The organism is Vibrio salilacus, from assembly GCF_002811245.1.
GTDB lineage: Bacteria > Pseudomonadota > Gammaproteobacteria > Enterobacterales > Vibrionaceae > Vibrio > Vibrio salilacus.
Genome location: NZ_NIVQ01000003.1, coordinates 92,138 through 108,923, shown reverse-complemented (window position 1 = coordinate 108,923; position 16,786 = coordinate 92,138). Strand labels below are relative to the sequence as shown.

General features: G+C 47.7%; 16 protein-coding genes and 1 other RNA gene. 4 read left to right on the top strand and 13 right to left on the bottom strand.

Annotated elements, in window-relative coordinates; genetic code table 11:
• Window positions 1-11: 11 nt before the first annotated feature.
• The 11 genes from murG to rsmI form a co-directional block, all read right to left on the bottom strand.
• Window positions 12-1,073: an undecaprenyldiphospho-muramoylpentapeptide beta-N-acetylglucosaminyltransferase gene (gene murG / locus CDZ87_RS03085; RefSeq protein ID WP_100752120.1), complete on the bottom strand. Its 1,062-nt coding sequence runs from the start codon at window positions 1,071-1,073 to the stop codon at window positions 12-14.
• Window positions 1,060-2,256 carry a cell division protein FtsW gene (gene ftsW / locus CDZ87_RS03080; RefSeq protein ID WP_100752119.1) on the bottom strand — a complete coding sequence of 399 codons (1,197 nt, stop codon included), beginning with the start codon at window positions 2,254-2,256 and terminating at the stop codon, window positions 1,060-1,062. The genes murG and ftsW overlap by 14 nt, the downstream gene beginning before the upstream one ends.
• A gap of 15 nt (window positions 2,257-2,271) precedes the next feature.
• Window positions 2,272-3,594 (bottom strand): UDP-N-acetylmuramoyl-L-alanine--D-glutamate ligase, encoded by a 1,323-nt coding sequence (gene murD / locus CDZ87_RS03075; protein ID WP_100752118.1) that lies wholly within the window; start codon window positions 3,592-3,594, stop codon window positions 2,272-2,274.
• Window positions 3,595-3,607: 13 nt separating this feature from the next.
• On the bottom strand, window positions 3,608-4,690 hold the full coding sequence (gene mraY / locus CDZ87_RS03070) for a phospho-N-acetylmuramoyl-pentapeptide-transferase (protein WP_100752117.1): 1,083 nt from the start codon (window positions 4,688-4,690) through the stop codon (window positions 3,608-3,610).
• Window positions 4,687-6,048, bottom strand: a complete 1,362-nt coding sequence (locus CDZ87_RS03065; RefSeq protein ID WP_100752116.1) for a UDP-N-acetylmuramoyl-tripeptide--D-alanyl-D-alanine ligase — start codon at window positions 6,046-6,048, stop codon at window positions 4,687-4,689. The genes mraY and CDZ87_RS03065 overlap by 4 nt, the downstream gene beginning before the upstream one ends.
• On the bottom strand, window positions 6,048-7,529 hold the full coding sequence (murE, locus tag CDZ87_RS03060; protein ID WP_100752115.1) for a UDP-N-acetylmuramoyl-L-alanyl-D-glutamate--2,6-diaminopimelate ligase: 1,482 nt from the start codon (window positions 7,527-7,529) through the stop codon (window positions 6,048-6,050). The genes CDZ87_RS03065 and murE overlap by 1 nt, the downstream gene beginning before the upstream one ends.
• A gap of 11 nt (window positions 7,530-7,540) precedes the next feature.
• A complete protein-coding gene (locus CDZ87_RS03055) occupies window positions 7,541-9,265 on the bottom strand; it encodes a penicillin-binding transpeptidase domain-containing protein (RefSeq protein WP_100752114.1) in 1,725 nt (574 codons plus the stop codon).
• On the bottom strand, window positions 9,262-9,579 hold the full coding sequence (gene ftsL, locus CDZ87_RS03050; RefSeq protein ID WP_100752113.1) for a cell division protein FtsL: 318 nt from the start codon (window positions 9,577-9,579) through the stop codon (window positions 9,262-9,264). Before ftsL ends, CDZ87_RS03055 begins: the two co-directional genes overlap by 4 nt.
• Before the next feature lie 5 nt (window positions 9,580-9,584).
• The gene (rsmH, locus tag CDZ87_RS03045) at window positions 9,585-10,535 is read right to left on the bottom strand and encodes a 16S rRNA (cytosine(1402)-N(4))-methyltransferase RsmH (protein ID WP_100752112.1); all 951 of its coding nucleotides are present in this window, start codon (window positions 10,533-10,535) and stop codon (window positions 9,585-9,587) included.
• Between the two features lie 187 nt (window positions 10,536-10,722).
• Window positions 10,723-11,164: RNase P RNA component class A (rnpB, locus tag CDZ87_RS03040), an RNA gene on the bottom strand.
• A 106-nt stretch (window positions 11,165-11,270) separates the two neighbouring features.
• A complete protein-coding gene (gene rsmI / locus CDZ87_RS03035; RefSeq protein ID WP_100752111.1) occupies window positions 11,271-12,134 on the bottom strand; it encodes a 16S rRNA (cytidine(1402)-2'-O)-methyltransferase in 864 nt (287 codons plus the stop codon).
• Window positions 12,135-12,197: 63 nt separating this feature from the next.
• Between rsmI and CDZ87_RS03030 the strand changes: the two genes are divergently transcribed.
• From CDZ87_RS03030 to CDZ87_RS03015, 4 genes are read left to right on the top strand one after another with little or no spacing between them, the layout of a single operon-like run.
• A complete protein-coding gene (locus tag CDZ87_RS03030) occupies window positions 12,198-14,009 on the top strand; it encodes a penicillin-binding protein activator (RefSeq protein ID WP_100752110.1) in 1,812 nt (603 codons plus the stop codon).
• The gene (locus CDZ87_RS03025) at window positions 13,999-14,364 is read left to right on the top strand and encodes a YraN family protein (RefSeq protein WP_100752109.1); all 366 of its coding nucleotides are present in this window, start codon (window positions 13,999-14,001) and stop codon (window positions 14,362-14,364) included. The genes CDZ87_RS03030 and CDZ87_RS03025 overlap by 11 nt, the downstream gene beginning before the upstream one ends.
• Window positions 14,365-14,367: 3 nt before the next feature.
• The gene (locus CDZ87_RS03020) at window positions 14,368-14,958 is read left to right on the top strand and encodes a phosphoheptose isomerase (protein ID WP_038174140.1); all 591 of its coding nucleotides are present in this window, start codon (window positions 14,368-14,370) and stop codon (window positions 14,956-14,958) included.
• A gap of 3 nt (window positions 14,959-14,961) precedes the next feature.
• Complete coding sequence (locus tag CDZ87_RS03015) at window positions 14,962-15,528, top strand: BON domain-containing protein (RefSeq protein ID WP_100752108.1); 567 nt, start codon at window positions 14,962-14,964, stop codon at window positions 15,526-15,528.
• Window positions 15,529-15,573: 45 nt separating this feature from the next.
• Here the strand turns inward: CDZ87_RS03015 and sspB are convergent, their stop codons facing one another.
• A complete protein-coding gene (sspB, locus tag CDZ87_RS03010; RefSeq protein ID WP_100752107.1) occupies window positions 15,574-16,053 on the bottom strand; it encodes a ClpXP protease specificity-enhancing factor in 480 nt (159 codons plus the stop codon).
• Between the two features lie 11 nt (window positions 16,054-16,064).
• A complete protein-coding gene (gene sspA, locus CDZ87_RS03005) occupies window positions 16,065-16,700 on the bottom strand; it encodes a stringent starvation protein SspA (RefSeq protein ID WP_038174145.1) in 636 nt (211 codons plus the stop codon).
• Between the last annotated feature and the right edge of the window lie 86 nt (window positions 16,701-16,786).

Genomic DNA, 16,786 nt, shown 5'->3' with positions numbered 1-16,786 from the left:
AATTCTTCTCGTTACTTCGTCAGCGAGATAATGGCCTGTGCCACTACTTTATCTGCGTCTAACTGTGCTACCTGACGTGCTTTTTGTGCCATCTTGATAAGGGCATCACGATCAAGCGCTTGAATCTCATTCGCCAGCTTATCAGCGGTCAATTGTGGCTGCTCGATCATCTTAGCCGCGCCACAGGCGACAAGGTGATCCGCATTGAGAGCTTGCTGCCTATCTTTGTGCATAAACGGAATAAAGATCGCTCCGACACCAGCCGCTGACACTTCAGACACGGTTAGTGCCCCAGAACGACACACCAATAAATCGGCCCAATGATACGCGCCAGCAACATCATCGATAAACTCAACCACTTCAGCGTGCTCAACATGATTGCGCTGATACGCTTGCATCACCTGCTGCTGATTGTTTTTCCCAGCTTGGTGACGAATTTCATAGCCATCACCCAATTTCGCCATCACTTCAGGCAAGGTATGATTAAGGATCTGCGCCCCCTGACTGCCACCCATGACTAAAATACGGATGTTGCCTTGACGGTCTGCCAAACGTTGCGCTGGTGCTTCAATCACAACCACATCCTCACGCACTGGATTTCCAACCACTTGTGCGGTAGGAAATGCCCCCGGAAAAGCTTGAAAAACCTGTTTGGCAATTTTTGATAACCATTGATTGGTTAACCCCGCGACCGCATTTTGTTCATGCAGCACGACTGGGATGCCCAACAACCAAGCAGCAATGCCGCCAGGGCCACTGACATAACCACCCATACCCAATACGGCATCAGGCTGCCAACGTTTCATATGTGCTTTGGCTTGGATAATGGCATTAATAATCTGAAATGGTGCTTTAATCAAACGACCAATACCTTGACCTCGTAGACCTTTTACTTGGATAAAATCGATCTCAATGCCGTGTTTGGGAACTAGGTCTGCTTCCATTCGATCAGCGGTGCCAAGCCAGCGAATTTCCCAACCTTGCGACTGAAGCTGTTTCGCAACCGCAAGCCCTGGGAACACGTGACCGCCAGTACCACCAGCCATCACCATTAATTTTTTATTCTGTTTCATCTGTCTGTTGTTCTTTATTGTCTGTCGCGTTCACTAAGCGACATTCATGGTCAATACGTAACAATATCGATACTGCAATCGACATTACTATCAAGCTGGAGCCACCATAACTGATCAAAGGTAACGTCAGGCCTTTAGTTGGGACCATCCCCGCCGCTGCTCCGACATTGACCAAGGATTGAAAGGCAAACCAGATGCCAATACCAAAGGCCAAGTAACCACCAAAAAGATGGCCGCCTTCAAACGATCTACGACCAATAAAAATGGCTTTAGTCACTAGGCTAAATATCAACATCAATACCAAGACCACACCAACATAACCGAGCTCTTCCGCTAATACAGCGAAGACAAAGTCAGTGTGTGCTTCTGGGAGATATTCGAGCTTCTGAATCGAATTGCCGAGTCCTTGGCCAAACCATTCACCACGGCCAAAAGCCATCAGTGATTGAGTCAACTGATAACCACTACCAAATGGGTCATCCCAAGGATCCATAAACGATGTCACACGGCGCATACGATACGGTTCGATGTAAATCAAGGTTGCGACCGCGACAAGCCCAACCACCATCAAGGCCAAAAATTGGGTTAACTTAGCGCCAGCAATAAACAACATACCAAATAAGGTTACCAACATCACGATCACGGTGCCCAGATCGGGTTGAAGCAGAAGTAAGCTGGCTAATATGGCAAAAACAATGATGGGTTTGATAAAGCCGCCAAAAAAGCTCGAACGCACCTCTTCGCTTTTACGCACCAGATAACCTGACATAAAGATAAACAGCGACAGCTTGGCAAGCTCTGCTGGCTGCAAGTTAAATAGGCCTAAAGGGATCCAACGCGAGGCGCCGTTGACCGATTTACCGGCCACTAACACCACGATCAGCAAAAAAATCGACAGCAGCAGCAACCAAGTACTGAACTCTAACCAACGCTTCATTGGGATTTGCAGGATCACAGCTGAGGCTAACAACGCCAATACCAAGAAGAACGCGTGGCGAAACATAAAGTGAAATGGCTGTTCGGTCAGACGAGAGCTGATCGGAAACGAGGCCGAAGTAACCATGACAAGGCCCGTTAACATCAAGCCAAGAGAAATCCACACCAACTGACGATCGTATAACACTTCAGGTGATTCGGTGGTAATCCAGCGTTTGATACTGCCAAAAACGTTTCGAATCTGCATAGTTCCCTAAGTCTTTTATGCGTATGCGTTGGCGAGTTGGGTAAAGAGATCGCCACGAGCCATAAAATTATCAAATTGATCGAAACTCGCGCAGGCGGGCGACAACAACACCATATCACCGGATGTCACTTGAGACGCTACCCATTGGATGATTTCTTCCATGGTAGTAAAACGCTTGGCACTTGCGTGGAGCGACATAAACTGGTCACCATCTTGACCAAAACAGCATAGCTGCAGGTTCAGCGTTGCCAATACTGGCTCAAGTTCAGAGAAGTCAGCGCCTTTACCCACGCCGCCGACTAACAAATACAGCTTACCCGCAATATGTAATCCGGCTAACGCGGCCAAGGTACTTGCCACATTGGTTGCCTTAGAATCGTTAACCCATTTAATGCCTTGATTATCGACAACTACTTGGCAGCGATGTGTCAGCCCTTGGTAAGATTTAAGTGCCGTGAGGCCTTTTTCTATCGCCACGCCCGCTTCACTGAGTAAGGCAATGACCACTAAAGCATTGGCAACATTGTGACGACCAACCAGAGACAGCGCTTGAGTCGGACACAAAGGTTGACCCTGCTTAAATAAGTGTTCACACCCTTGGTGCTCGGCGACACAATATTGGGTGCGGTGATTTAAACTAAATTCAACTCGCTTTTTATCACTCTGAGGATAGGTCTGCTTATCGTCAGCATTGACGATACACGCTTGGGCATGATCAAAAATACGCAATTTCGCCTGACGATAATCCTCCATCCCCTCATAGCGGTCCATATGATCTTCGCTGAGGTTAAGAAAAGTCGCGGCAATGGGCGCTAAAGATGAGGTGGTTTCTAACTGAAAACTCGACAATTCCAACACGTATAAATCTGCCGACTGGTTAAGTAGATCTAGCGCCGGAACACCAATATTGCCCCCGACCCCGACCTTAAGACCAGCAGCTTTAGCGACTTGCCCTGTCCAATCAGTGACGGTACTTTTCCCATTTGAGCCAGTAATCGCGATGACCGGTTTATCAACTTGCCAGGCAAACAATTCAACATCACCGACGACAGGAATACCGGCAGCAATAACCTGTTGGATCTCTGGTGTCGCGAGTGCAATACCTGGGTTAGAGACCACCAGATCCGCTGCCAATAACCAATCCAACCGCCAACTGCCGCTGTGTAGTTCTACCTCCGCAGGCAGCGCTTCGCTTCCTGGTGGCTTAGGCCGCGTGTCGATGACCTTAATCTGCTTACTGTTTGGTAGTGAAGCGATATGCTTAACGACAGAGAGCCCAGTAATACCGAGCCCTACAACCACAACCTTCTCAATACCCTGCCAACGATCCGTGGTCATGGTGACGAGTTCCTTATCGTACTTTCAATGTCGCTAGGCCAACGAGTACTAGCACAATAGAGATAATCCAAAAACGCACAATGACGCGCGGCTCTGGCCAACCTTTTAATTCGTAGTGATGATGGATCGGCGCCATACGGAAAATTCGTTGGCCACGCAATTTGTACGACCCCACTTGCAAGATAACCGACAAGGTTTCCATCACAAACACGCCCCCCATGATCACCAATACAAATTCTTGACGAACCAAGACGGCAATCGTGCCTAACGCGCCGCCTAGCGCTAAAGAGCCAACATCCCCCATAAAGACTTGTGCTGGATAGGTGTTAAACCATAAGAAGCCAAGGCCTGCACCGACAATCGCAGTACACACTACCACCAGCTCTGATGCTTGAGGGATATAGGGAATATGCAGATAATTAGCAAAGTTGACATTGCCTGTCGCCCAAGCAATTGCAGCAAAGCCGGCCGAAACCAACACGGTGGGCATAATTGCTAAACCATCAAGACCATCCGTTAAGTTAACGGCATTGCTGGTGCCAACAATGACAAAATAGGTCAGTACGATATACATCAGACCCAGTTGCGGCATGATATCTTTAAAGAATGGCACAACCAGTTGCGTCGCTGCAGTATCTTGGCCATGCGCGTATAGGGCAAACGCCACAACCAAAGCAATAGCGGATTGCCAAAAGTACTTCCAGCGTGCAATCAAACCATCGGTATTTTTGTGCACCACTTTACGGTAGTCATCAACAAAACCTACCGCTCCGTAACCAGTCAAGACCGCCAAAACCGCCCAGACATAAGGGTTGCTTAAATCAGTCCATAGCAGAACCGTGGTGATAATCGCCGTCAGTATCATAATACCGCCCATCGTCGGCGTTCCACGTTTACTGAAGTGAGACTCCGGACCTTCATTGCGAACCACCTGACCAATTTGCAATAACTGCAAACGGCGGATCATGATTGGGCCCATCCACAACGATATTCCCAAAGCCGTCAAAACGCTAACAATGGCGCGAAATGATAGGTATTCAAACAGGCGGAAGAATGAAAAATATGGCTGTAGCAGCTCTGCGAGCCAAATAATCATGGGTACATCTCCTTGACAGCAGCAGCGACCTGGCTCATTCCGGCACTATTCGCCCCTTTGACTAATAATGTCTGCGGTTGATGCGGATGTTGTTCAATCTGCTGTTTAATATAATCAATCATGCTTTGGTGGCTATCAAAATGACGTCCGCCGCACTCTTTGCTGATCGCTTTCGCGTCAGCGCCATAAGTAAGCACATATTCAAATTTGAGTGGGGCAGCATGTTCCCCGACTTGACGATGAAGTGCAAGACTTTCGTCGCCTAACTCGGCCATATTACCCAAAATTAACCAACGAACGCCGCCAAAGCTAGCCAGTAGATCAGCCGCCGCTTTCATCGCAGGTACACTGGCATTATAGCTGTCATCGATCAGTTTTATTTGCTCACTAAGCTCAATCAGTTCGACTCGACCTTTGACCTTACTCAGTAACGCTAAACCCGATTGCACCATAGACAGGTTCGCCCCCAGTTCAAGCGCTAATGCCGTTGCCGCCAGTGCATTAGCCACGTTATGTTGACCAATAATACCCAACTTAATTGCCGCATCACCGAGAGGCGAAACCAAAGTAAATTGCGCTTCACCAATTGCATTGAGAGAAATGTGTTTAGCAAAATAATCGACGTTGGAGTCAACGTCCGAGAACGTCTTAACCTGTTTGTCGGCCAAAACCTCAATCCAATATTCACCGCCATGACTATCGCGATTAACAATCGCCACGCCACCAGGCTTAAGGCCTTGGTAGATCTCGCCTTTGGCTTGCTTAACACCATCTATCGAGCCGAAACCCTCTAAGTGGGCGGCAGCAACATTATTGACTAAAGCGACATCGGGCTGCACTAAACGCGTGGTATAAGCGATTTCACCAATATGATTTGCGCCCATTTCAATCACCGCGAAATCGTCTTCTGGCACTGAACGCAATAGAGTTAATGGTACACCAATCTCATTATTAAAGTTACCTGCCGTAAACAGCACGCGCCCTTGTTGCGCCATGATGCTCGCGACCATCTCTTTAACCGTGGTTTTACCGGCACTACCAGTGATCCCCACCGTTGGCGTTTGACACGTTTGGTGGACTAAAGAGGCCAATCGACCGAGCGCTAGCTTGGTGTCTTTGACCAATAACTGCGGCACGTCAGCCTCAACCACTTTGCTCACCAGCAGCGCACCAGCGCCAGACTCGATCGCTTGATCAATAAAGTGATGCGCATCAAAACGTTCACCAGCTAACGCAATAAATAACGCACCAGACTCGATGGCTCGGGTGTCAGTAGAAACCGCTGCAATGACCTTATCCGAACCAATAAGCTCGGCATCAATCGCGCTAGCAATCTGACTTAACATTAGTGAAATCATCAATTTTGCTCCAACAGTTGCATCGCGGATTCGCGGTCTGAATAGTGAATGGTCTGTTGACCAATTACTTGATAATCTTCATGGCCCTTACCTGCAAGCAAGATGATATCTTGTGCTTCGCTATTGGCTAGCGCGTACTTGAGCGCAGCAAAACGGTTGTGCTCGACAATCGCTTGTTGCGGATGCTGCATTCCTGCCAGCATATCGTCGACAATCGCGACTGGTGATTCACTGCGTGGGTTATCATCGGTAAAAATAACATGATCAGACAACTGCTCACCAATGGTTGCCATCATAGGGCGCTTGCCCGTATCTCGATCGCCGCCACAGCCAAAGATCGCCCATAACTGCCCTTGGCAATGAACGCGTAACGCCTTGAGTGCTTTTTCTAACGCATCGGGGGTGTGGGCATAATCGACCACGACTTTCGCGCGGTTTGGGGCAGTAAATAGCTCCATGCGCCCAACAACTGGCTTAAGCTGAGGGGCCGTTGCGAGCAATTGCTGTTTATCAATACCTAAGGCCAGTAGGCTCGTCATCGCTAACAGCAGGTTACAAGCGTTAAACTCACCAATCAGTGGTACGTTCAGCTTACCCGGACCAAATAGACCATCAAATTCAAGCGTAATCCCTGATTCACAATAACTTACCTGCTTGGTCCAGACCCCGTTTTGACGCGCAATAGGCTTGAGTGACACCGCGATGGCATTATCTAAACGCGCTAACCAACTTTCACCGACAACGTCATCAACATTGATCACCGCGTGACGACATCTATGCTCACCAAACAGTAAAAACTTCGCCTCAGCGTACTCTTGCATCGTGCCATGATAGTCAAGATGGTCACGGCTTAAATTGGTGAAGACCGCAACTTCAAAAGGCAGAGCTTTAACTCGACCTTGCACTAAGCCGTGCGAAGAGACCTCCAGCGCAGTGTAACGCGCCCCTTGCTGCGCTAAATCGAAAAGAGAGTGTTGAATTTCAATCGCATTGCCAGTGGTATTAGCCGCAGGCTGTAAATCGGCCAAAAAGCCATTGCCTGTCGTTCCCATCACCGCCGCTTTGTGGTCGAGTAACTCTAGCCATTGCGCGATAAGTTGGGTAATGGTTGTTTTACCATTGGTTCCCGTCACACCAATCAATTGATTCTGTGTGATCGGGTATAGCTTGGCCGCTAATTCAGATAAGTGGGCCGACAGCCGCTCTACATACACAACAGCAATCGCATCATGATATTCGATAGTGCCATGAGGGTGACTTTGACACGCCTCAGCAACCACTGCATTGCTACCACTCTCAATCGCGGCAGGGATAAAACGTCGACCGTCGAGGTGATGGCCTTTAATGGCAACAAAGGTGGTGCCTGACGTCACTTTGCGACTGTCGAGCTCAAGCTGCTTAATTGACGTATTGGCCACTTGATGGCTACGAATGTCCAGCCATGGTGCAAGCAAGGCCGCTAAAGTCATTTCCTTGGACATGGTAAACTCACTTAATCTTGTTTAAATCTATTTTCATCAGGGGCCACATTTAATATTTGCAGCGTCCCTTTCAATATTTCGGCAAAAACTGGCCCGGCGACTGAACCACCGTAATAGTTATCGCCTTGAGGTTCGTTAACGACAACTACCATCGCGACACGCGGATCACTCGCGGGAGCAATGCCTGCTGTGTAGGCAAAATACTCATCACCATAACCGCCCGCAATCGCTTTACGAGACGTTCCCGTTTTCGCCGCAATGCGATAACCAGGTACCGCGGCTTTGATGGCCGTCCCCCCCGGTTGCGCCACAGTTTCAAGCATTGCCAATACTTTGCGCGCGTTTTCACGATCAATCACCTGTTTAGACAGATCACGTTGGTTACTTTCGATAATGTGCACGGGTTGGTATTCACCCAAGTTACCGAGAGTGGCATAAGCATGAGCAAGTTGCAGTGGGGTAATGGTCAAACCATAACCAAATGAGAGTGTGGCGATTTCAAATTTAGACCAACGGCGACGGTTGGGAAAAATACCTTGTGTTTCACCCACTAGATTCAGACCCGACAATTCACCAAAACCGACCGAGCTGTACATACCAAGTAAAGCCTCCAGCGGCATCTCAAGCGCCAACTTCGCCACACCGATGTTACTCGATTTCTTGAGAATCGTGGTTAAGTCTGCTTTACCAACCTTTGAGGTATCACGCACGCGGCTGCCACCAATCTGCATGATGCCATTACCAGTATCGATCACCGTGCTGTCGTCAGCTACACCATTTTCTAGTGCCGCTAAAACCACAAAAGGTTTGACCGTAGAGCCTGGTTCAAACGCATCAGTAATCACTCGGTTACGCATTTTCGCCGATTGTAGGTCAGAGCGATTATTAGGGTTGTATGAGGGAGCATTGACCATAGCCAACACCGCACCGGTTTTAACATCCAGAATCACCACCGACCCTGAGGTAGCACGATAATCCGCTACCGCCTGCTTTATCGCTCGATAAGCGATGGCCTGAATCCGTTGGTCGATGGTTAATTCGAGAGGTTTGCCTTCTTCACGCTCCTCAAGGGAGATGTTCTCGACCACACGACCATAGCGGTCTTTACGGATAATGCGTTTGCCCGCTTCTCCGGTAAGCCACTTATCGTAACTTCGCTCTACCCCTTCTAAGCCATGACCATCAATACCAGTCACGCCAACTAAGTGGGCACTTACCTCACCAGCAGGATAGTAACGACGAGACTCTGCTTTAAGCCCTACTCCGGCCAATTTTAACTCACGGATATAATTCGCCATCGCCGGGCTAACTTGGCGCTGCAGATAGATGAAACGACGACTTTGATTACGTTTGATTTTTTCGATTAAGTCTTGGCGTTTTATACCAAGTACATCAGCGAGGGCGTACCAGCGGTTAATGTCCTCTAGCCCACCTTGCTTAAAAATAGTGACAGGATCGGCCCAAACGGCTTCGACTGGCACACTGACCGCCAAAGGCTCACCATTACGATCAGAAATAATCCCACGAGCGGAGTGCAGCGTTTTGGCGCGAACCGAGCGCATATCGCCTTGCTTGATCAGATTATCCGGTTCAAAAATTTGGATATAAGCGATACGCCCAGCCAATGCGGCGAAGGCGGCAAAAACGAACACCAATATCAAGTAGAAACGCCACCGAATCAGCGTTGGTGGTTGTGGTTGTTTTTTAGGCTCTACAACTTTGACTTTCTTGCTCATGGGAAGTTAACGATGACTTCTTTTTCAGAATCTGGGCGCTTCATTTCGAGGTCGCGCTTAGCAATATCTTGCACGCGGCTGTGCTCAGCCAGCGCGGTTTCCTCAAGTAGTAAATTGCGCCATTCATTATCCAAGCGCTCACGTTCAACCAGGGCCTGGTCTTTTTCCGTGACCGCTTGACGAGTGTGATGGGTGATAAACACAACCCCCATCGCACTGGTAAAAATCAATATCAACATGATCAATGGCACTCGACCAACACCCAAGAGATCAAGGGCGATCAATTTAGCGAGATTTGGAGTGGCACTGCTCATGGTGGTTATAGTTTCTCGGCAATACGAAGCACAGAGCTGCGAGATCGGGTGTTAACTTCAACCTCTTCGACTGAAGGTTTAATCGCTTTGCCGACAGGTTTCAAATTAGCACTGCCCAGCGCTCTAATTTGATCTTCGGTCATCGGAATACCATGAGGCACTTGCGGGCCTTGACTCTCTTTACGAATAAAACGTTTCACCATGCGATCTTCAAGTGAATGGAAACTGATCACAGATAAACGACCTTGAGGAGCAAGAATACTCGCCGCGCCTTTTAAAGCCGTATCAATCTCTTCCAACTCACTGTTGATGTAGATGCGAAAAGCTTGGAATGCACGAGTGGCTGGGTGCTTTTTCTCTTTGAAACTTTTCGGTGCCGCTTCTGAGATCAATTTCGCCAATTGACTGGTGCGAGTTAACGGCTCGTTCTCGGCATTATCACGGTAAGCGGCAATCCCTTTGGCAATGCGACGGGCGTGTTTATCTTCACCGAACTCGCGAATAACCCAAGTAATGTCATCCAAGTCAGCTTCCAACAACCATTGAGAAACAGGGATGCCAGAGGTTGGGTCCATGCGCATATCAAGTGGGCCATCTTTCATAAAGCTAAAACCGCGTTCAGCATCATCAAGTTGTGGCGAAGAAACGCCAAGATCAAGCAGGACACCATCGACTTTACCAACGAGGTCATAGTCGGCAGCATATTGCGCCATGCCAGAGAAAGGACCGTGAATAATCGTAAAGCGTGGATCGTCAATGGTCTGCGCTTCTGCAATCGCTTGTGGGTCGCGGTCGATACTGTATAGGCGACCATTGTCACCCAGTTTCGATAAAATAGTTCGGCTATGACCGCCGCGACCAAAAGTACCGTCAATATAGATACCGTCTGGTTTAATGGCTAAACCATCGATAGATTCATTAAGGAGTACAGATATGTGTTTGAATGCTTCGGTCATAGTTATCTCATGTGGCGGTCGCATTGACGAATTAAGATTCCCCAGTGTACTGATTTAGTGGCTTATCGCCACCACTAGCGCGTGAGAACACGTGATTTTGCGCTAAGTTTAATCGCAAGAAAATTAATTTGGTCAATTAAAAGCAAAAAACCCATCATAACAGTTTACGTTACGATGGGTTTCGAATAGGTGGAGTCGACGTATAAGCCGGGTTCTGTTCCGCTTGCGCGGTAGTAGCCATTCGTCTAGGCCAGCAATCGCTCACTGGCTCAAGCAACCTACCCGCCTCCTTACGCGAGCAACGCAATGTGGAGGCCTATTTGGTCTTGCTCCGGGTGGAGTTTACCCTGCAACGAACTATTGCTAGCCGTCCGGTGCGCTCTTACCGCACCCTTTCACCCTTACCTGTGCTTCACTACCCGAAGGTAGAAGCCATCGGCGGTTTTCTCTCTGCTGCACTTGTCGTAGGCTTGCGCCTCCCAGGCGTTACCTGGCACCCTGCTCTATGGAGCCCGGACTTTCCTCCCCTCTGCCAGTCTCCCGAAGGACGTCAACGTCAGTATCCAAAAGGACCTCAACGTCAGTCTCCCGAAGGACATCAACAAAGCAGCGGCTACCCAGTCAACTCCGAGGGCGGATTGTATAGAGTTCAGAGCACAGTGTCTAGCAAGATCACAAATATGCCCCAATCAAGCAACTAAGTGGCAGTTTTTTGAACACAATTACGTCAATGACCTACTCAAGGTTGTCTAAACCCCATTTATACAGTGCGTTTTTCTTGAGATTGTAGATCTCAGCCGTTAACGCTGCGGCTTTTTTCAACGGCAGCTCTTTGGTCAAAATCGCTAGAGTTCGCGTCACCTCGTCGGGTAACGTATCCTCTGCTGTGGTGCGATAGCCGTGAATCAGGAGCGCCATCTCTCCTCTTTGCTGATTCGAGTCGGATTTCACCCACTCAATCAACTCACCCAAAGACATTCCTTGAATGGTTTCAAAGGTTTTGGTCAATTCACGCGCCAACACCACTTCTCGCTCAGGGCCTAAAACCTCCAGCATGTCATCCAGAGAATCTAAAATGCGATGCGGGGATTCATAAAAAATACAAGTGCGTTCCACTTTGGCGATATCAAGGAATCTATCTTTACGCCCTTTGCTCTTTGCTGGCAAAAAGCCTTCAAAACTAAATCGATCAGAAGGTAACCCTGATGCACTTAACGCAGTAATCACGGCGCATGCTCCTGGCAGCGGCACAACTTTAACTCCAGCCTGACGACATTGTGTGACAAGATGATACCCTGGATCACTAATTAATGGGGTGCCTGCATCAGAAACGAGTGCAATAGAGTACCCAGCTAACAATTTATCGACTAATACTTGCGCTTTCTGCTGTTCGTTATGATCATGGAGAGCATAAGTTTTGGTTTGAATATTGAAGTGAGACAACAATTTGCCAGTATGCCGAGTATCTTCAGCGGCAATAAGATCAACGCTCGAAAGCACTTCGATTGCTCGTTGAGTAATATCACCCAAATTGCCAATTGGCGTTGGAACGATATAAAGAGTCGGTACCTCATTTGGTAAGGTTTTGTTATCTGTCATTTGTTTACCATCACTTCAACGATTAATATAGACACAATTTTATACGGATTTGATAAAGAACTCATGGCTAAGAATAACCAAAAGCGTCGCAGTGTAACACGCTTACTGACTCCTGTAGCACTTGCTGTCACTTTGGCAGCGTGTTCTTCTGCACCCAAGACGCCACAAAGTGTCAATATTACCCTAGATCCAAATCAACCGACCCAAACCTATTTAATGCGCGCTGATAGTAGTCAGGGCTCGCTGCAAAATGACTGGTTGATTATGGCGCTAAAAGCTTCGGTTGAAGCGGGTGACACCACACAAGCACAACTGCTTTCCAAGCGCCTCGCTCGTCAATCGCTTAGCGACATGCAGCAAGCCGAATGGCAACTTGCCCGAGCACAATTGCTGTTTGCAGGAAATCAGTACGCAGAAGCGCTATCCCTGCTCAACTTTGCGCCTTCGTGGCAGTTAGCTGACCAACAGTGGCTCGCCTATCATCAGTTGCGCGCCTCACTGTTTGCTCAGCAAAATGATCGTTTAAATGTCGCTCGAGAAACGTCACTCTCTAGTCGATACCTTGAACAAGACCAACAACAGCAAGCCGTAGATATGATTTGGCGCAATCTAAATCCATACTCGGCTTTTAAACTTGAAGAAGTCGCTCAGCAAGAGTCCAATCGCCAATTTTCAGCTTGGCTTGATCTGGCACGAGTAAGCAAAAACCTCTCGAATCAATTGCCTGAATTAAAACGTGCAATTCAAGAGTGGCTCACGACTCATCCGAACCATCCCGCAGCGATCTATACGCCACAAACGCTGTTAGACATCTTGGCACTCGAACTGACCAAACCGGTCAATACGGCTTTGCTGTTACCTCTGAGTGGCAAATTTGCCCAACAAGCGAAGCTTATACGCGATGGTTTCATTCTTGAAATGATGAATGATGCTGACCGAGATGAAACCGCCACACTCACCATCATTGATACCAATAGCGTCTCTATCAAAGAGCTAGAAGCGACCTTGATTGAAAAACGCATTGATTCTGTCGTGGGGCCATTGCTTAAAGATAACATCGAAAAATTGCAAGCGGCACAGGCAAGCTTTGTTGAGTCATTACCTACCTTAGCACTCAACATTCCTGACGAGATTCAAGAGGGTAACAACACCTGTTATCTGGCACTCTCTCCAGAGCAAGAGGTCGCGCAAGCTGCGAAACATTTTGCCGCGCAAGGTTACCAGTACCCACTAATTCTAGCGCCTCAGGGTCGTTTAGGTTCACGGGTGGTTGAAGCCTTTGAGCAAGAGTGGCGCAAATACAGCGATAACCAAGTAGCGGTTAATCTTTTCGGTGATAAACGCCAATTGCAACGTGATATCAACCAAGTGTTCGGCCTGCAAGGCAGTCAACAGAACATTGCCCAAATGGAGGCGCTGCTTGATCTTGCGCTCGAGAGCCAGCCTCGCAGTCGCCGTGATATCGACGCCGTTTACATCGTTGCTAAAACTACCGAGTTAACCTTAATCAAACCCTTTATTGAGGTGGCGGTGAACCCTGACACCCTACCGCCGAAACTGTATTCGAACTCACGAAGTAATAATGGTCGTCAGCAATACGAAGATTTATCGGGCGTAATGTACAGCGATATTCCACTATTGATCCAGCCTAATGAAGCGTTACAGGCACAAATGAACATGCTTTGGCCAAAAGATTCTAACGCTGAGAGACGTCTGCAAGCGCTTGGTATGGATGCTTACCGCCTAATGGAACACCTACCACAAATGAAAGTCGTGTCGGGCTACACACTTGCTGGCAATACTGGCGTACTCAGTATCGATCAAAACTGTATTGTACAGCGTGAAATTAGCTGGGCGCAGCACAGTGCCAAATAATAGTCGTACACAGGGCGAATACTACGAAGTCGCAGCAGAAAAGCATCTTATCTGTTGCGGCTTGTCGCCAATTGAGAGAAACTTCTCGGTCAAAGGTGGAGAAATAGATCTGATCATGCGCGATGGTCACACTATCGTCTTTGTCGAAGTGCGCTACCGGAATAGTCAAGCTTACGGCCACGCGGCTGAAACCGTGACGTGGAACAAGATGCAAAAACTGATAAAAGCGGCCAACCTTTGGCTACTTAAACAGGGCTTATCCGTCTACTCAACAGATTTTCGCTTCGATTTGATTGCTATTCACCAACAAGGCAAACAAATTGAGTGGATAAAAAATGCAATTACTCAAGGATAATCAATGCTAGACAGCATTAAAGACAGTTTTACAGAAAGCATTCAAATTCAAATCGCCGCAGCAGAAGCCTTGCCTGATGCCATTACGCACGCCGCTCAAGCTATGGTTTCGAGTCTGCTTAATGGCAATAAGATCCTTTGCTGTGGTAATGGTGGTTCTTCTTCAAACGCCCAACAATTTGTCTCTTGTCTTCTCAACCGTTTTGAAACTGAACGCCCTAGCTTGCCGGGTATGGCATTAACAGCGGATAATACCACTTTAACTGCTGTTGCTAACGATTATCACTATCAGGAAATTTTTTCGAAGCAGGTACGTGCGTTTGGTCAAGCTGGCGATATTTTGCTCGCCATTTCAACCAGCGGCAACAGCAAAAATATTATTAAGGCGATGGAAGCGGCTGTGACTCGTGATATGACCATCATTGCACTTACTGGTAAAGATGGTGGTGAAATGGCTGGCTTATTAGGCGAGCATGATGTCGAGATTCGTATTCCATCCCACAGAACGGCGCGAATTCATGAAGTACATATGGTGACCTTGCACTGTTTATGTGATCTTATCGATCAGGTATTATTCCCCGCCCATGAAGAGTAAATAATGAAGTTGTTTAAATTACTAGTACTGTCACTATTTATCGCCACTACGTCTGGTTGTGCTGGATTAATCGTGGCAGGCGCCGCAACCACCGCCAATATCGTTATCGATCCGCGCACCACTCAAGAAATTTGGAACGACAATAATATTGAGCTTGAAGTGGCTGGCATTGGTAACAAAGCTCCTTTCCGCGGTAACGCACGCATTACCGCGAGTTCATACAATGGTACTGTCGTGTTGCTTGGCCAAGTCAATAGCGAACAACTCAAACGTGAATTTGAAAGCCAAGCTCGTAACATCCAAGGCATCACGACCATTCACAACCAATTACGTGTTAAACCACCGCTATCAGTGGGTGAGATCAGCCATGACAGTTGGATCACAACCAAAGTGAAGTCAGCTTTCTTGGCGGACTCTGAGCTCAATCGTATCAAGATTAAAGTCATCACCGAAGATAAAGAGGTGTTCTTACTCGGATACGTTTCCCAGCAACACGCTGATAAAGCCACTGAGATTGCGCGCAATACGTCTGGTGTAAAGCAAGTTATTCGCGCGTTCTATCAAGAATAGTGACTTTTAGAAAGGCAAAAAAAAGCAGCGAAAACGCTGCTTTTTTTATTTAATGACTCTTAGACTTGGTCGGCCTTTTGGTCTTGGCGGTTGTTCATCTGATGATGCATCAAGCTCATCATTATCGGTTGCAACAGAGAGCGGTTGAGACTCTTCTGTTACCTCTTCAATACCCGGTTCTTGATACTCATCCATGTAGGCTTCTTCTGGTTCAAACATCGTACCCGCGCCATTTTCACGCGCATAGATAGCTTGAACCGCATACAAAGGAACAATTACCGAATGAGGACGACCACTAAAGCGAGCACTAAACGTCACCGCTTCGTTGCCAAGCTCTAGGTTGCCGACCGCTCTTGGAGCGATATTAAGGATAATTTGTCCATCTTGAACAAACTCAACCGGAACACGCACGCCAGACATTTCTGCGTCAACCACGAGATGAGGCGTTAAATCATTATCGACCAGCCACTCATAAAATGCGCGAAGCATATAGGGGCGACGTGGTGTCATATTTACGATATCCATCTTCTCGCCAATTAACGAGTCAAACGCATTTCACGTTCCGCTTCGGTCAACGAAGCGAGGAATGAATCACGTTCGAAGACGCGGTTCATGTAAATTTTCAGTTCTTTTGAACCAGGACCCACAAGCTCGATACCCAGTTGTGGCAAACGCCACAGTAACGGAGCTAGGTAACAGTCAATTAAGCTGAACTCTTCACTCATGAAGTACTCGTACTCAGCAAAAACAGGGCCGAGAGTCAGAAGATCGTTACGCAGTTTATTGCGTGCAGCTTCTGCTTCTTCAGCACTCCCTTTCACTACTTTTTCAGCAAGGGTGTACCAGTTTTTCTCAATGCGGAAAATCATAAGACGGCTATTACCGCGCGCCACAGGATAAACCGGCATCAATGGTGGATGAGGGAAACGCTCATCTAAGTATTCCATGATGATCTTTGAATCGTAAAGCGCAAGCTCACGGTCAACTAAAGTTGGTACTGTTTTATATGGATTAAGCTCAATCAGCTCAGCCGGTAGATTTGCTTCATCGACAAGCTCAACTTCAACACTTACACCCTTTTCTGCTAGAACAATACGTACCTGATGGCTATACATATCAGATGCACTTGAAAATAGAGTCATCACAGAACGTTTATTGGCAGCTACAGCCATGGAGCCCTCCAGCACACTTACATAATAAAAAACAATGGAGGCTAAGCCTCCATTGTTAAGTTCAAAAATTGGAAATTAGCACGGTA

Excerpts from the sequence above, each read along its gene's own strand:
- murG (WP_100752120.1), bottom strand. The coding sequence starts at position 1,073 with ATGAAACAGAATAAAAAATTAATGGTGATGGCTGGTGGTACTGGCGGT.
- ftsW (WP_100752119.1), bottom strand. The coding sequence starts at position 2,256 with ATGCAGATTCGAAACGTTTTTGGCAGTATCAAACGCTGGATTACCACC.
- murD (WP_100752118.1), bottom strand. The coding sequence starts at position 3,594 with ATGACCACGGATCGTTGGCAGGGTATTGAGAAGGTTGTGGTTGTAGGG.
- mraY (WP_100752117.1), bottom strand. The coding sequence starts at position 4,690 with ATGATTATTTGGCTCGCAGAGCTGCTACAGCCATATTTTTCATTCTTC.
- CDZ87_RS03065 (WP_100752116.1), bottom strand. The coding sequence starts at position 6,048 with ATGATTTCACTAATGTTAAGTCAGATTGCTAGCGCGATTGATGCCGAG.
- murE (WP_100752115.1), bottom strand. The coding sequence starts at position 7,529 with ATGTCCAAGGAAATGACTTTAGCGGCCTTGCTTGCACCATGGCTGGAC.
- CDZ87_RS03055 (WP_100752114.1), bottom strand. The coding sequence starts at position 9,265 with ATGAGCAAGAAAGTCAAAGTTGTAGAGCCTAAAAAACAACCACAACCA.
- ftsL (WP_100752113.1), bottom strand. The coding sequence starts at position 9,579 with ATGAGCAGTGCCACTCCAAATCTCGCTAAATTGATCGCCCTTGATCTC.
- rsmH (WP_100752112.1), bottom strand. The coding sequence starts at position 10,535 with ATGACCGAAGCATTCAAACACATATCTGTACTCCTTAATGAATCTATC.
- rsmI (WP_100752111.1), bottom strand. The coding sequence starts at position 12,134 with ATGACAGATAACAAAACCTTACCAAATGAGGTACCGACTCTTTATATC.
- CDZ87_RS03030 (WP_100752110.1), top strand. The coding sequence starts at position 12,198 with ATGGCTAAGAATAACCAAAAGCGTCGCAGTGTAACACGCTTACTGACT.
- CDZ87_RS03020 (WP_038174140.1), top strand. The coding sequence starts at position 14,368 with ATGCTAGACAGCATTAAAGACAGTTTTACAGAAAGCATTCAAATTCAA.
- CDZ87_RS03015 (WP_100752108.1), top strand. The coding sequence starts at position 14,962 with ATGAAGTTGTTTAAATTACTAGTACTGTCACTATTTATCGCCACTACG.
- sspB (WP_100752107.1), bottom strand. The coding sequence starts at position 16,053 with ATGGATATCGTAAATATGACACCACGTCGCCCCTATATGCTTCGCGCA.
- sspA (WP_038174145.1), bottom strand. The coding sequence starts at position 16,700 with ATGGCTGTAGCTGCCAATAAACGTTCTGTGATGACTCTATTTTCAAGT.